This window comes from Trichocoleus sp. DQ-A3, assembly GCF_039961975.1.
Taxonomy (GTDB): Bacteria; Cyanobacteriota; Cyanobacteriia; order Cyanobacteriales; family FACHB-T130; genus FACHB-T130.
Window position 1 is genome coordinate 193,116 of record NZ_JAMPKC010000009.1, and the last position, 13,151, is coordinate 206,266.

A 13,151-nucleotide genomic window follows, 5' to 3' on the forward strand; every position below is an offset into this window, starting at 1 on the left:
AATTGGTTAATGTCACGCTGCTAATTTATCTCTATTTTAGAAAACAGCGCTTATAATTTATTATCAGGAATCATACTACGCATCCGCTTTCGAGTGGACTTAGCGTGCATAATTGTATAAAATAACAATCCAGCCAGCAATCTTGGCAACGAAATCAATCACGCGCCCTTGGCCGATTGGGGAGGCAGCGAACTCATAATTCGCCTTCAGACTGGTTCGATTCCGGTAGGGCGCATTCCTATAAATTCGGTATTCTTTGAGTAAATTCCCTAGAATTGCTCTATGGGGAAGTGCAATCCGCTCAGGATAAATGCAGTTTACTAGCGGCTCGCGCTCATCAAGAACCTAATTAATTTAAGTATCTCGGTAATTTAATTTGCTCAGAAATTTCAGCAAAACCTCTGAGAAACCAAAGGTTATCAAATGCTGGAAAGCAACTGAACAAAGTAAGTTGTAACCTCTATTTCAGTTCAAAAAATAGAGTCTATAAAAAACAAGCCCTAGTACCTTGTTTAAATCTCGCTCTGCGAACTTTAAAAAAAGTAGAAGGAAGAAAGACAAGCAAAAATTGTTTGTCTTTTCTTCTTTTTCAGATTTAGGGCTGTGGGGGATTCTCAAACACGAACTCGCTGCCTGTTACGGGTCTACCAGTACCAGTAACGTTTACATTGATAGCTGGGCTTTGCAGAATTGACGAGTTGAAAGGATTCGGGAGATCGGGGGTGCGAATAATAAAGTCACTGGAAGTTTGCTGCCAGAGTAGCTCCCGGTAAAGGTTATCTACTGTCTTAGTGTCTCGCTCGATTTCGTTTTCTGGAAAGCTAGGGCCAATGATGAAATTCAGATCTCGTCGGTAAGATTGGTTGCCGAAAAAGTCTCCAGAGGTTTCACTGATAGCTCGATTAAACAAGTCTGGAATCGAGTTAAAAGTTCCTGACTGGGAGTTAGAGAGTGTAGGCTGAGCGATCGCGCTAGAGGCAATGACAGTCGCAGCGGCACTGAGAACCAACACACTCATGAAATTAGTCAAGCGCATTCCCATCTCGTCCCTCAACTTTGGCTGAATACTATTCTTCAGTTTAAGTTTAGGATGATTGTTGGTCAAATTGTAATCGCTCTACTCTTTTTCTCTCCTAGTGATGACCCACGAAATCCAATCCCAGACTGATTTAACTGGCTCTTATGCTACTGCCGATCTCACAACGCTACGCCAGCAACTGCTAGATTTATTTTGCCATGTGGCTTATAAGGAGGGAGATTTTGTGCTGTCTTCGGGACAGCGCAGTTCTTACTACATTAATGGCAAGCCAGTCACACTGCATCCCCAAGGAGCTTTGGCAACAGGTCGAATTTTGTTATCGTTGCTGCCGATGAATACCCAGGCAGTGGCTGGATTGACGCTGGGTGCCGATCCGATTGTAACGGCGGTGAGTGTAGTTTCTGCTTATGAAAATCGACCGTTACCGGCGCTAATTATTCGCAAAGAAGCAAAGGGACACGGCACACAAGCTTATATAGAAGGCCCGATTCTCCCTACAGGTGCGAAAGTGGTCGTTTTGGAAGATGTTGTCACGACAGGGCAATCTGCCATGAAAGCCGTTGAGCGGCTGCGAGATGCCGGATACAGCGTTGATGAAGTGATTTCGCTGGTAGACAGGCAGCAGGGGGGAGCGGAGTTTTATCAGTCAGTTGGGCTAAAATTTCAGGCAGTATTCTCGATTCCAGAAATTCAAGAGCGATCGCGTCAACTCAGATAAGGTTTTTCAACGCAAAGGAAGCAAAGGTTTTCGCAAAGTAACGCAAAGTAATTATACTCTGCGTTACTTTGCGTTTAAAAGAACTAGCTTTGGGTTACTGGTTCTTTCGCCAAAAACTTCTCTAGTTCTGTCAAAGCATCGGCATCCACTTTTGTCTGCATCGGGCAGAACTTCGGACCGCACATTGAGCAGAATTCAGCAGTTTTGTATATATCTGCTGGCAGGGTTTCGTCGTGATATTCTTTAGCGCGTTCGGGGTCGAGGGACAATTCAAACTGGCGGTTCCAGTCGAAGTTGTAACGAGCTTTAGAGAGTTCGTCATCTCTGTCCCTTGCCCCCGGACGATGCCGTGCAATATCAGCAGCATGAGCCGCAATCTTATAGGCAATTAATCCATTCCGCACGTCTTCAGCATCCGGCAGTCCCAAGTGTTCCTTGGGTGTCACATAACACAGCATCGCCGTACCGTACCACCCAGCCATTGCCGCACCAATTGCGGAGGTGATGTGGTCGTAACCGGGGGCAATATCCGTTACCAATGGTCCCAGCACGTAGAAAGGTGCTTCCGAACACTCTTCCATCTGCTTTTTGACATTGAACTCGATTTGATCCATTGGGACGTGTCCTGGCCCTTCCACCATCACCTGCACGTCATGTTCCCAGGCTTTGCGAGTCAATTTTCCTAAAGTTTTGAGTTCGGCTAATTGAGCGGCATCTGAGGCGTCGTGCTGACAACCGGGACGCAGGGAATCTCCCAGGCTGAAGGAGACATCGTATTTTTTGAAAATTTCGATGATGTCTTGGAAGTGGGTATAAAGCGGATTTTGCTTATGATGATGCAACATCCAGCGTGCGAGAATGCCGCCGCCGCGAGAAACAATCCCGGTGATGCGATCGCGCACTAAAGGCAAATGCTCAATTAATATCCCAGCGTGGATGGTTTGATAATCTACCCCCTGCTGCGCGTGTTTCTCAATGATGTGGAGAAAGTCATCGGCGGTGAGGTTTTCAATCGTGCCGTGGACGCTTTCTAAGGCTTGGTAAACTGGCACGGTGCCAATGGGAACCGGCGAGGCGTTAATAATTGCCGTGCGAATCTGATCCAGGTTGCCGCCGCCGGTGGACAAGTCCATGACGGTATCAGCGCCATACTTTACAGCCAGCTTCAGCTTATCGACTTCTTCATCCAGATTGGAAGAGTTGGGGGAAGCGCCGATATTCGCGTTCACCTTACACTTCGAGGCGATGCCAATCGCCATCGGTTCTAGGTTGGTGTGATTGATGTTGGCGGGGATAATCATTCGTCCCCGCGCCACTTCATCCCGAATCAGCTCAACTGGGAGATTTTCCCGCTGTGCTACATACTGCATTTCTTCAGTAATCACACCTTGACGGGCGTAGTGCATTTGAGAGACGTTGCTCTGTCCACGCCGCTTAGCGATCCATTCAGTCCGCATATTGAATTCCTCAATTAACAGCTTCCCTCCGCCGGTATTAGCCGGACTCAGGTTCTAAGGGTGTAATCTCAGCCTGTGAATCCAGGCACCCCTAGCTTGATTGACAATATTACCACCAAGCTCTGGTTAGGGCTGGAAGGTTTCAAAAACTTGATGTTTTGCATCGCGCTGTGAGGTGGCTATAGAGCGATCGCGTTTTGGTGAGGTTTGGGGCATGAGAGCGATCGCCTTGCGTGTAGTAATGGATAATTGATTAGCATAAGTAGAGATATTTTGCCTATAAAAATGTCTAACATTCTTTACTCAGTTGCATATACCCAAGAAGGACATTTGATAAAAGCTGTCAACGCACAGAAAGGACAGTCTTACATTTGTCCGAACTGTAATCGGGAGTTAATTCTCCGCAGAGGCAAGATAAAACGTCCCCACTTTGCCCATAAAACTCTAAGCGTCAACTGTACCCCTGAGACAGCTCTGCATTACATTTTCAAAATTTTACTGCGTGAAAAAATTCAACATCATCTAGAAAGTAAGCTGCCATTAGATATTAAATGGAACTGCGAGTATTGTCCTAACCCGCATACTGGCAATTTACTAAAAAAGGCAGTTCAGGTTAAGCTTGAGCATAATTTGGGAGTATGCAAACCAGATATTGCTTTGCTGGATAAAGACAACAAAGTGATTGCAGTTATTGAAGTAGTTGTAAGTCACTCCCCTGAACAATCTACCTTAGATTATTATGAACGAAATAAAATTGCATTAATCCAGTACATCTTGACGACGGATGAAGACATTAGTCGGCTAAACAATCCTCTAATAGAGCCAGACAAGGTTAATTTCTGTCGAAATCCCAAGTGTAATGATTGTGGTAGGTATAAGAGTAAGAAGTATTTGCTAATCATAAATGCTTGCTGTTGGAAATGCTCAGAGCTAATGAAAGTTGCAGCTATAGATGGAGATGATGGGTATATATCTACTAGCGACTTTTCTGAATCTGATAGAGAACTTGCTAATGAAAAAGGTGCGCGGGTTATCTCACAATATAGCCAGACAGTAGGGAGAACATATTTTGCTAACACCTGTAGAAAATGTAAAGCTTTCATAGGCGATCACTATCTTTTTACAGATTACATAGCAGCGTCACACTACGAAGAAGATGTTTCCAAAAAAGAAGTTTTCGACGTTGGTTATTATTGTGTCCGTTGCATCTAATAAAAATCACCCCCATAAAAAACTAAAAAATCCCTTAGCGATCGCATCCACTTCACAAAGCCGTCTCGCGTTCCCTTCACTACAACTACACTTGATCAGGGTTAACCCCCAACTGGTGTAAGCCTTCCGCTAATTTTTCAGCACACTTTGGTTTTTCGTTTAATTAGGATGATAACAAAGGCGATCACTCATCGCCAAGCAGCAATTTATAAAGGTGTATTATAGAGAAAAATTAAATTTTAAAAACCAACAACTAAAAAGAGCGGGTCAAATATTTGACCCACTCTTTTTAGTGCAATAAATTGTAATGAACAACATTTTTTGGGTCTTCGCTGATGGGTTGGGATATTACCTACCCTCAATTGCTCTGACATGACTTTCTTGCTCCTCGCCGAATCATCAAGCCTTATGCAGTTTCCAACCAGTCATAGATTTGATCTAACTGTTCCAACGTTACTAAACCGTATTGCCATAGGATCATCGGCAACGGGCCAGGATCTTGTTCCCGACGCCGCAAAGCGATCGCAATCGATGCCTTAGATATTGCTAAATCTTCTTGAAGAAAACGGAGAAATCGAGAAAAATTCGTAGGTGCCATGATGGCTTTTACCCCCTTTGTTGAATCTATTTTTTAATTTAAACCTTGGTTTGTTGAGTAACGGTAGTCAGTATTTTATCTGTCCACCTTTACTCGACTCCTTTTATACTATTTTGCCGCTACTCACTGTAACGCTAGTGTTTCAGATCACCAGCCTGGTGTGACAATTACGGCAGCCGGTATGGGTATTAACAGAAGAATGCTCATACTAGATTCAGGACTTTAGGCATCCCTTCCGGGCTGACCTAGAGAATAAGACTAAAAACTTAGGCTCACTCCCCTTTTTTCTGAAATCTTAGCCGACTGTTGCTAGTGAACTTTGCTTAATATTTTCTTTAGCAATTCACTGAAATCCCTCTGTATTAGGAGAGATTTGCTTGCCTAGAGCGTCTATGCCTCTCACCTCACACCAAATTCCAGGCAAAGCACTCTCATTCTTGGAAGAACCATGTCTCTGGAAGCGAGAATCTAGGTTTAAGCGTAACAATAATTGAAATTTGCAGTCTTAAACTCTCTCTTGGGAAAGAGTAGCTTATTTTTGCGACAAATAGGTTAAAAGAACGAGTAAATTTTTAAATCGTTTCGATAAGGACTATAAAAGACAGCCAGAAAGTCGGTCTGTCTTAGTATTGAGTTACTGAATGGTCACGCGATCGCCTGCCTTCAAACCGAGTTCCGCAGCGCGTCCTCCCCGGAGTTCAATCACCTGGTTAACGGGCGTATTGGGACCATAGGTGGGGCAAAGACTGGTTTTACAGGGAGGGACATCGGCAACGATCTCTTTCACCACTCCATCCAGCATAAAAACCATATCCAGCGGGATGAGGGTATTCTTCATCCAGAAATTGATCGGTTGCGGTGGATTGAAAAGAAAGAGCATCCCGCGATCGTCCGCCAAAGATGTTCTGTACATTAACCCCATTTGCTGTTGTTGGGGAGTCCGCGCTACTTCTAGCTGAATCACCTGACCTGCCATCGTTGCCTTGGCTGAAATTGGCAAAGTTTGACCCCTCTTATTCTGTGCGGGTGATGCTTCCGGTGATGAGTGCGCTTGTTGTGCAGGGGTCGTCGGTGCTGATGTCGGTGATGATACTGGCGACGCTTGCTGCAATGGTTGCGCGGGTTCCCCACTCTGAGAGGAGGTTGATGGCACCGATGCCGAACATCCCATCAGCAAAACTGCCAGCATCATGACGACTAAACTTGCCTGCTTTTTCACATTGCGATCGCTTTTGGCAGATGTGCCTAAGCGCTGCTCTCTCCAGTCCAAATTCATCCTTAATCCTTGATATTTACGCCCAAAACTCAAAACCTAAGCTTCTCGCAAAACATATCCGACACCTCGCACTGTCTGAATCAGGCGCTTCTCGCCCTCTTCTTCGATTTTGAGACGCAAATAACGGATATACACCTCAATCACATTCGACTCTCCCATAAAGTCGTATCCCCAAACATTTTCTAGAATCTGTTCGCGGGTTAAAACCTCACGGGGATGCGACATCATATATTTTAGAAGTTCAAATTCCTTCATTGTCAGGTCAATTACTCGCCCATTCCGCATCGCTCTGCGAGTAGACAAGTCTAAAACCAGTTCGCCAAACCGTAACTGTTCGCTAGCACCCGCTTCCGGCTGTAAGTAGAGGCGCACCAGTTGCAAAAAGGCATCGGTGCGATAGGGTTTGAGGAAGTAGTCATCAGCACCTGAATTTAGACACGCAACTCGATCTTCTACGGTATCGCGAGCCATCAACAGCAGTACTGGCACGCGAGAACCTGCATTCCTCAGTTGGTTGCACAACTTCAATCCTGAATCCCCTGTTAGCACTCGATCTACGACGACTAAAGCTGGCTGAAGTTCGCAAGCTTGATGAAAACCACTGGTGGTGTCTGGTGCAACCACAGTTGTATATCCAGCCTCTCGCAAATCCATGCTGACACGTTGGACAAGAATTTCGTCGGTTTCGACAAGTAAAACACAGGGAGTGCGGTCAAAAGTAACAGGAGACATAGGCTACATTGGGGCGCTTTTGCTGCGTTGTTATCTCAGTTTAACTACACTGGCAAGCGTTAGCTGCTTCCTTCAATGTAGGTAAGTATTCATGCTTAGTATAAAACACAGGATAGGGAGAGCGAGGGGCAAGTAGCGAAGCGAGCGAGCGCACTCGTATACCTAACTTAATTTAATCATCAGCATCTACGTGAGGAGAGACGCGATCGCGTCTCTAGTTCTTAGTCAAAGCCAGCAAATATGGAATTAGTCGGTATATTTAAGCCGATATATTGAACAATGATGCTGCATTTACCTCTAGGTATCAGTAAAAATAAATATAGCCAACATCTTTGTTGTGACACTCAGCGTTTAAGGATTACTTCTTTATGATGGACGTTCGAGAATTAGTGAACCAGATTTCCCAAGCTACCAGGGTTTTAGAACAGCCAAGGGCGATTTTCCAAGTTACCAGCGTTTCGGAGCATCTAAAGCAAATTTCCGAACCATTGTCCGCAGTTACCAGCATTTCGGAGCATCTAAAGCAAATTTCCGAACCATTGTCCGCAGTTACCAGCGTTTCGGAGCATCTAAAGCAAATTTCCGAATCATTGTCCGCAGTTACCGGCGTTTCGGAGCATCTAAAGCAAATTTCCGAACCATTGTCCGCAGTTACCAGCGTTTCACAACTACGGAATATCTTCCCAACTCCAGCGTTCTCAACTCCTCCTATTTCAAAATGTTTTGCGGAATTTATACAAAGTACAAGTCATTCACTTACCTCCTACCTAATTTATTTAAATAACAATCTGGAGATTAGCCTCACCGAAAATGAAGTCGAGGAACTAAATCTTATCCATACTGAACCAGATGTAACTGATAATCCAAAAAAACAATTGATAGGAACTAGGGAATTTATTACTACTTCTCCATTTATTGGATTTTTTAATAAACTAAAAGAAGGAATTATTAATCTTGATAGATTACATTGGCGTGAATTTGAAGAATTAGTTGCAGAATTACTAGAAAAAGATGGCTATAATGTTCAACTCGGTAGAGGGAGTAAAGATGGTGGGGCTGATATTATTGTAACTAAAGAGTTAGAGAATATAGGTTTTTTTAAGGCGGTGTGGCAGGCTAAACGACTTAAGCAGGGAAATACAGTCGATATTGATGTAATTAGATTGCTTGACTATACCACGCGGCAAATGAAATGTACTAAAGGATACATAGTAACAAATTCCTATCTTACTAGGGATGCTGCTCAACTTATTGAACGCGACCAGCATATTTTAGGTAAAGTCGAAAGAAATGAACTTGAGCGCTGGATAGATAAAATTTTAAAGAGACGATAACTGCTCTATTTCTTTAACCCAAAATAATAATTTTACAAAAATTGTTTAACTGTTACATTAAGTAAATGCACTGCCGCTGTATGATCAATCATTTTTCTCTGTTCAATGAACCTAAAAGTCTATGCAACTAGCAGAAATAGAAAAGCAAAAATCTCGTCGCAGAAATTATATTTTTCGCTTGATAATTGATAGATATAAAGATACCAAGTTTCCTATCTTCAGAATTCAGGAACACTAAAGCAGGCATAGATTTCAAACTAATAGAGAGAGAATTGTGCAATCTAACTTTATAACCAAATCTGGTGGTGAGCGGTCTGCAAGTCTATTTTTTATCTCCGCTCAACGCTTTATTCTGTATATAGAAGCAAGTATCCGCTTCCACAGCAGGGGTTATTTCTTCTCGTTCTAGAGTCAGGGAGCCAAGTTGCATGATTTCGATTTTCGACTCATCTGCTAAAGCTTTAATCAAGCTCCATATCATTACTTGAAATACTTCATGTTCTTGGTATGAAACCATTATTTCCATTCCTCTCCGATCGGAGGCTTGCCTACAGGCGCGATCGCTTTCAATATCCGCGAGTAGCGCCTTGAAGGTTTTCTAGGTGACGCCTGTTAAAATGATTATGACTTCTGGAGGAACTGACTGCTATGGAAGAGAAGACGCCGTTACATGTCTGTACATTCATGGTTTTAGTTACTCCCGAAAGCGAGAAGTTCTGCAAAATAGTTTAAGCTGATCGTTCAAAGCTTAACGCAACTACCTATTCATAAAGACGCCGCCATCTATGACCAGCCCCTTCTTGACTCGCCTCCACAGTCCTGAACGTCCTGTCATCGTCTTCGATGGCGCAATGGGAACTAACCTCCAAACCCAAAACCTCACCGCCGCCGACTTCGGAGGGCCAGAATACGAAGGTTGTAACGAGTATCTGGTACACACCAAACCAGAAGCGGTAGAGAAGGTGCATCGGGACTTTTTGGCAGTCGGTGCCGATGTGATTGAGACGGATACCTTTGGCGGTGCCTCGATTGTACTGGCAGAGTATGACCTGGCGGATCAAGCCTACTATTTAAATAAGAAGGCGGCGGAACTAGCGAAGCGCGTGGCGGCGGAATTTTCGACCCCAGAGAAACCCCGGTTTGTAGCGGGTTCGATAGGGCCAACGACCAAGCTGCCAACGCTGGGACATATTGACTTTGACACACTGCAAGCTTCCTTTGAAGAGCAAGCTGAGGCGCTTTACGACGGCGGCGTCGATTTATTTCTGGTTGAGACTTGTCAGGATGTGCTGCAAATCAAGGCAGCACTGAATGCGGTTGAGGAAGTCTTTCAGCGTAAGGGGGAACGACGCCCGTTGATGGTGTCGGTGACGATGGAAGTCATGGGTACGATGCTAGTTGGTTCTGAGATTAGCGCCGTAGTGACGATTTTGGAACGTTACCCGATTGATATTCTCGGACTGAACTGTGCCACGGGGCCAGATCGGATGGCTGAGCATATCAAGTATCTTTGCCAGCACTCCCCGTTTGTGGTTTCCTGCGTTCCTAACGCTGGCTTACCCGAAAACATTGGCGGTCATGCTCACTATAAGCTGACGCCGATGGAATTGCGGATGGCGCTGATGCACTTTGTAGAAGATTGGGGCGTGCAGATAATTGGCGGCTGTTGCGGCACGCGCCCTGAGCATATTCAACAATTAGCAGAAATTGGCAAAACTCTGAAGCCAAAAGAGCGCCACTTTAGTTATGAGCCTGCGGCAGCGTCAATTTACAGCGCCCAGCCTTACGAGCAGGATAATTCATTCCTGATTGTGGGCGAGCGGTTGAATGCGAGTGGTTCTAAGAAGTGCCGCGACTTGCTGAATGGAGAAGATTGGGATGGGTTAGTGTCTTTAGCAAAGTCGCAGGTGCGGGAAGGCGCGCACATCCTCGATGTCAACGTGGATTATGTCGGGCGCGATGGCGTTCGGGATATGCATGAATTGGTGTCACGGCTAGTAACAAATGTCACAATACCCTTGATGCTCGACTCCACAGAATGGGAAAAGATGGAGGCGGGTTTAAAGGTTTCCGGAGGCAAGTGCCTGCTGAATTCGACTAACTATGAAGATGGAGAGGAGCGCTTCTTCAAGGTGTTGGAGTTGGCGAAGAAGTACGGTGCAGGCGTTGTAATTGGGACGATTGATGAGGAGGGGATGGCACGGACGGCTGAGAAAAAGTTTGCGATCGCACAACGTGCCTATCGTGCTGCTGTCGAATATGGCATTCCCGCCCACGAAATATTTTTTGACACCCTTGCCCTGCCGATTTCTACGGGTATCGAAGAAGACCGAGCGAATGGAAGAGCGACCATTGAATCCATCCGCCGCATTCGAGAGGAACTTCCCGGTTGCCACGTTATCTTGGGGGTTTCTAACGTTTCCTTTGGTTTAAACCCAGCGGCGCGAGTCGTCCTCAATTCCATGTTTCTGCACGAAGCGATGGCGGTGGGGATGGATGCGGCAATTGTCAGCGCTAGCAAGATTCTGCCCCTAGCGAAAATTGAGCCAGAGCATCAAGAAGTCTGCCGCAAGTTAATCTACGATGAGCGGCAATTTGATGGGAACATCTGCACCTACGATCCGCTGGGAGAATTGACAACGCTATTTGAAGGGAAAACGACGAAACGCGATCGCTCTGGTGATGAAAATCTCCCTGTAGAAGAACGTCTAAAGCGTCACATTATCGACGGCGAACGCATCGGCTTAGAGGAACAACTTACCAAAGCTTTAGAAAAATATGCGCCTCTGCATATCATTAACACCTTCCTACTAGATGGCATGAAAGTAGTAGGTGAGTTGTTTGGTTCCGGACAAATGCAGTTGCCTTTCGTATTGCAATCAGCGGAAACCATGAAAGCAGCAGTGGCATATTTAGAGCCATTCATGGAAAAGAAAGATGCTGGAAATAATGCCAAAGGAACTGTAGTAATTGCCACCGTGAAAGGAGATGTCCACGACATCGGTAAAAACTTGGTGGATATCATCTTGTCAAACAACGGTTACAAAGTGGTTAATATTGGCATCAAACAGCCTGTTGATAACATTGTTGATGCTTTTGAGCAGCACAAAGCTGATTGTATTGCAATGAGCGGCTTGCTGGTAAAATCAACCGCTTTTATGAAAGAAAACTTGGAGGTTTTCAACCAAAAAGGAATTACGGTTCCAGTCATTTTAGGGGGTGCAGCGCTAACTCCTAAATTTGTTCATGAAGATTGCCAAAACACTTACAAGGGTAAGGTGATTTACGGCAAAGATGCTTTTTCCGATCTGCATTTCATGGATAAATTAATGCCTGCAAAATCTTCTGGAAATTGGGATGATTTGCAGGGATTTTTGGATGAAGTTGAGGAAAATGGTCATTCGCCTATTTTAGAGGAGGCGTCTCGTGTGCCATTAGAAAATAGCACTCAAGAAGCTCAACCTGTAGAAGTAGATACGCGGCGTTCTGAGGCTGTGGCAATTGAAATTGAGCGTCCGATTCCGCCTTTCTGGGGTACGAAATTATTACAGGTTGAAGATATTCCATTAGAGGAGGTATTTGAGTATCTGGATTTGCAGGCCTTGATTGCTGGACAGTGGCAATTCCGCAAGCCGCAGGAACAGTCTCGCGAGGAGTACAATCAGTTTTTAGAGGAAAAAGTTTACCCAATTTTGAAGGAGTGGAAGCAGCGGGTTGTAGAGGAGAATTTGCTGCATCCGCAAGTTGTTTATGGGTATTTTCCGTGTCAGGCTGAGGGAAATTCTTTGCATTTGTACGATCCAGAATTTATGAATCGTAAAGATGCGAAAGAAGAGAGGGAGAAGAATGTTGTCGCGACGTTCAATTTCCCTCGTCAGAAGTCCATGCGTCGTCTGTGTATTTCTGATTTCTTTGCACCTATTGAGTCGGGACACGTTGATGTGTTTGCGATGCAGGCGGTGACGGTGGGGGATATTGCGACGGAATTCGCGCAGAAGTTGTTTGCAAATAATCAATACAGCGATTATCTGTACTTCCACGGCTTGGCGGTACAAACGGCGGAGGCTGTGGCAGAGTGGCTTCACGCCCGAATCCGCCGGGAGTTAGGCTTGGGTGCATCAGAACCAGATAAGATTCGGGATGTTCTGGCGCAGCGTTATCAAGGTTCTCGGTACAGTTTTGGATATCCGGCTTGTCCGAATATTCAGGATCAGTATAAATTGCTGGAGTTACTGGGAAGCGATCGCATCAACCTTCACATGGATGAAAGCGAACAACTGTATCCCGAACAATCTACGACTGCGATTATCGCCTATCACCCCGCAGCTAAATACTTTAGCGCTTAAACAGTAAGGTGTAGGGTGGGCAACGCTCACCTTACATATCATAATTATTCCAAAAGAAAATAATAGAGCTGTCAGGATTATCTGCAAGCAACCATTATCAAAGCAGTTGTCAAAGCAGATAATCGGGGACGTGTTGCAAGAAAGATAGCGATCGCGCGGCGACTGGGTATGAGAATCGCTTAAAAATAATATCCAGCGAACGGAAAATGAATCTAGGAATTTGTAGGTAAATATCAGTTACAGCAGATTGCAAGTTCATGAAGTACAGTAGCAGCAGTTTGTGAACCAGTTGCGTAGGTGTTTTGGATTGACTAAATCAAGTGCAGTAGCAAGCAAAGTATCAACCATTTTTGTTGTGGTTGGAGAGAACTGTCGTAAAAAAGACTTAAGGTGTGACCACCAAAGCTCAATCGGGTTGAAATCTGGAGAGTAGGGTGAT

General features: G+C 44.9%; 10 protein-coding genes, 1 tRNA gene and 1 riboswitch. Of the genes, 5 read left to right on the forward strand and 6 right to left on the reverse strand.

The window, feature by feature from the left end:
- Positions 1-162 precede the first annotated feature (162 nt).
- Positions 163-235, forward strand: a tRNA-Met gene (locus tag NDI44_RS16050).
- Positions 236-595: 360 nt separating this feature from the next.
- On the opposite strand, the gene NDI44_RS16055 is transcribed toward NDI44_RS16050, so the two are convergent.
- A complete protein-coding gene (locus NDI44_RS16055) occupies positions 596-1,036 on the reverse strand; it encodes a hypothetical protein (protein WP_190411927.1) in 441 nt (146 codons plus the stop codon).
- A 103-nt stretch (positions 1,037-1,139) separates the two neighbouring features.
- Here NDI44_RS16055 and pyrE point away from each other — a divergent pair, with 103 nt between their 5' ends.
- Positions 1,140-1,757 (forward strand): orotate phosphoribosyltransferase, encoded by a 618-nt coding sequence (gene pyrE / locus NDI44_RS16060; protein WP_190411928.1) that lies wholly within the window; start codon positions 1,140-1,142, stop codon positions 1,755-1,757.
- An 83-nt stretch (positions 1,758-1,840) separates the two neighbouring features.
- Here pyrE and thiC read toward each other — a convergent pair whose 3' ends face one another.
- On the reverse strand, positions 1,841-3,214 hold the full coding sequence (gene thiC / locus NDI44_RS16065) for a phosphomethylpyrimidine synthase (RefSeq protein ID WP_190411929.1): 1,374 nt from the start codon (positions 3,212-3,214) through the stop codon (positions 1,841-1,843).
- Between the two features lie 6 nt (positions 3,215-3,220).
- Positions 3,221-3,317, reverse strand: a riboswitch (TPP riboswitch).
- Between the two features lie 182 nt (positions 3,318-3,499).
- On the opposite strand from thiC, the gene NDI44_RS16070 reads away from it, so the two are divergent.
- Positions 3,500-4,426 (forward strand): competence protein CoiA family protein, encoded by a 927-nt coding sequence (locus tag NDI44_RS16070; protein WP_190411930.1) that lies wholly within the window; start codon positions 3,500-3,502, stop codon positions 4,424-4,426.
- A gap of 406 nt (positions 4,427-4,832) precedes the next feature.
- Here the strand turns inward: NDI44_RS16070 and NDI44_RS16075 are convergent, their stop codons facing one another.
- From NDI44_RS16075 to nblR, 3 genes are all read right to left on the reverse strand, one after another.
- Entirely contained in the window at positions 4,833-5,024 is a 192-nt protein-coding gene (locus NDI44_RS16075) for a DUF2949 domain-containing protein (RefSeq protein WP_190411931.1), read from the reverse strand.
- A 634-nt stretch (positions 5,025-5,658) separates the two neighbouring features.
- Positions 5,659-6,300, reverse strand: a complete 642-nt coding sequence (locus NDI44_RS16080) for a DUF192 domain-containing protein (protein WP_242037023.1) — start codon at positions 6,298-6,300, stop codon at positions 5,659-5,661.
- Between the two features lie 36 nt (positions 6,301-6,336).
- Complete coding sequence (nblR, locus tag NDI44_RS16085; RefSeq protein WP_190411932.1) at positions 6,337-7,032, reverse strand: response regulator transcription factor NblR; 696 nt, start codon at positions 7,030-7,032, stop codon at positions 6,337-6,339.
- A gap of 368 nt (positions 7,033-7,400) precedes the next feature.
- Between nblR and NDI44_RS16090 the strand changes: the two genes are divergently transcribed.
- Positions 7,401-8,366: a restriction endonuclease gene (locus tag NDI44_RS16090; RefSeq protein ID WP_190411933.1), complete on the forward strand. Its 966-nt coding sequence runs from the start codon at positions 7,401-7,403 to the stop codon at positions 8,364-8,366.
- Between the two features lie 322 nt (positions 8,367-8,688).
- On the opposite strand, the gene NDI44_RS16095 is transcribed toward NDI44_RS16090, so the two are convergent.
- Positions 8,689-8,883, reverse strand: coding sequence for a hypothetical protein (locus NDI44_RS16095; protein ID WP_199304789.1), 195 nt, complete (start codon positions 8,881-8,883; stop codon positions 8,689-8,691).
- Between the two features lie 268 nt (positions 8,884-9,151).
- Here NDI44_RS16095 and metH point away from each other — a divergent pair, with 268 nt between their 5' ends.
- Entirely contained in the window at positions 9,152-12,712 is a 3,561-nt protein-coding gene (gene metH, locus NDI44_RS16100) for a methionine synthase (protein WP_190411934.1), read from the forward strand.
- The last annotated feature ends 439 nt before the right edge of the window (positions 12,713-13,151 follow it).

What these genes read in the sequence shown, in the direction of transcription:
- NDI44_RS16080 (WP_242037023.1), bottom strand. Translation starts at nt 6,300, where the DNA reads ATGAATTTGGACTGGAGAGAGCAGCGCTTAGGCACATCTGCCAAAAGC.
- pyrE (WP_190411928.1), top strand. Translation starts at nt 1,140, where the DNA reads ATGACCCACGAAATCCAATCCCAGACTGATTTAACTGGCTCTTATGCT.
- NDI44_RS16095 (WP_199304789.1), bottom strand. Translation starts at nt 8,883, where the DNA reads ATGGTTTCATACCAAGAACATGAAGTATTTCAAGTAATGATATGGAGC.
- metH (WP_190411934.1), top strand. Translation starts at nt 9,152, where the DNA reads ATGACCAGCCCCTTCTTGACTCGCCTCCACAGTCCTGAACGTCCTGTC.
- NDI44_RS16075 (WP_190411931.1), bottom strand. Translation starts at nt 5,024, where the DNA reads ATGGCACCTACGAATTTTTCTCGATTTCTCCGTTTTCTTCAAGAAGAT.
- nblR (WP_190411932.1), bottom strand. Translation starts at nt 7,032, where the DNA reads ATGTCTCCTGTTACTTTTGACCGCACTCCCTGTGTTTTACTTGTCGAA.
- NDI44_RS16055 (WP_190411927.1), bottom strand. Translation starts at nt 1,036, where the DNA reads ATGCGCTTGACTAATTTCATGAGTGTGTTGGTTCTCAGTGCCGCTGCG.
- NDI44_RS16070 (WP_190411930.1), top strand. Translation starts at nt 3,500, where the DNA reads ATGTCTAACATTCTTTACTCAGTTGCATATACCCAAGAAGGACATTTG.
- NDI44_RS16090 (WP_190411933.1), top strand. Translation starts at nt 7,401, where the DNA reads ATGATGGACGTTCGAGAATTAGTGAACCAGATTTCCCAAGCTACCAGG.
- thiC (WP_190411929.1), bottom strand. Translation starts at nt 3,214, where the DNA reads ATGCGGACTGAATGGATCGCTAAGCGGCGTGGACAGAGCAACGTCTCT.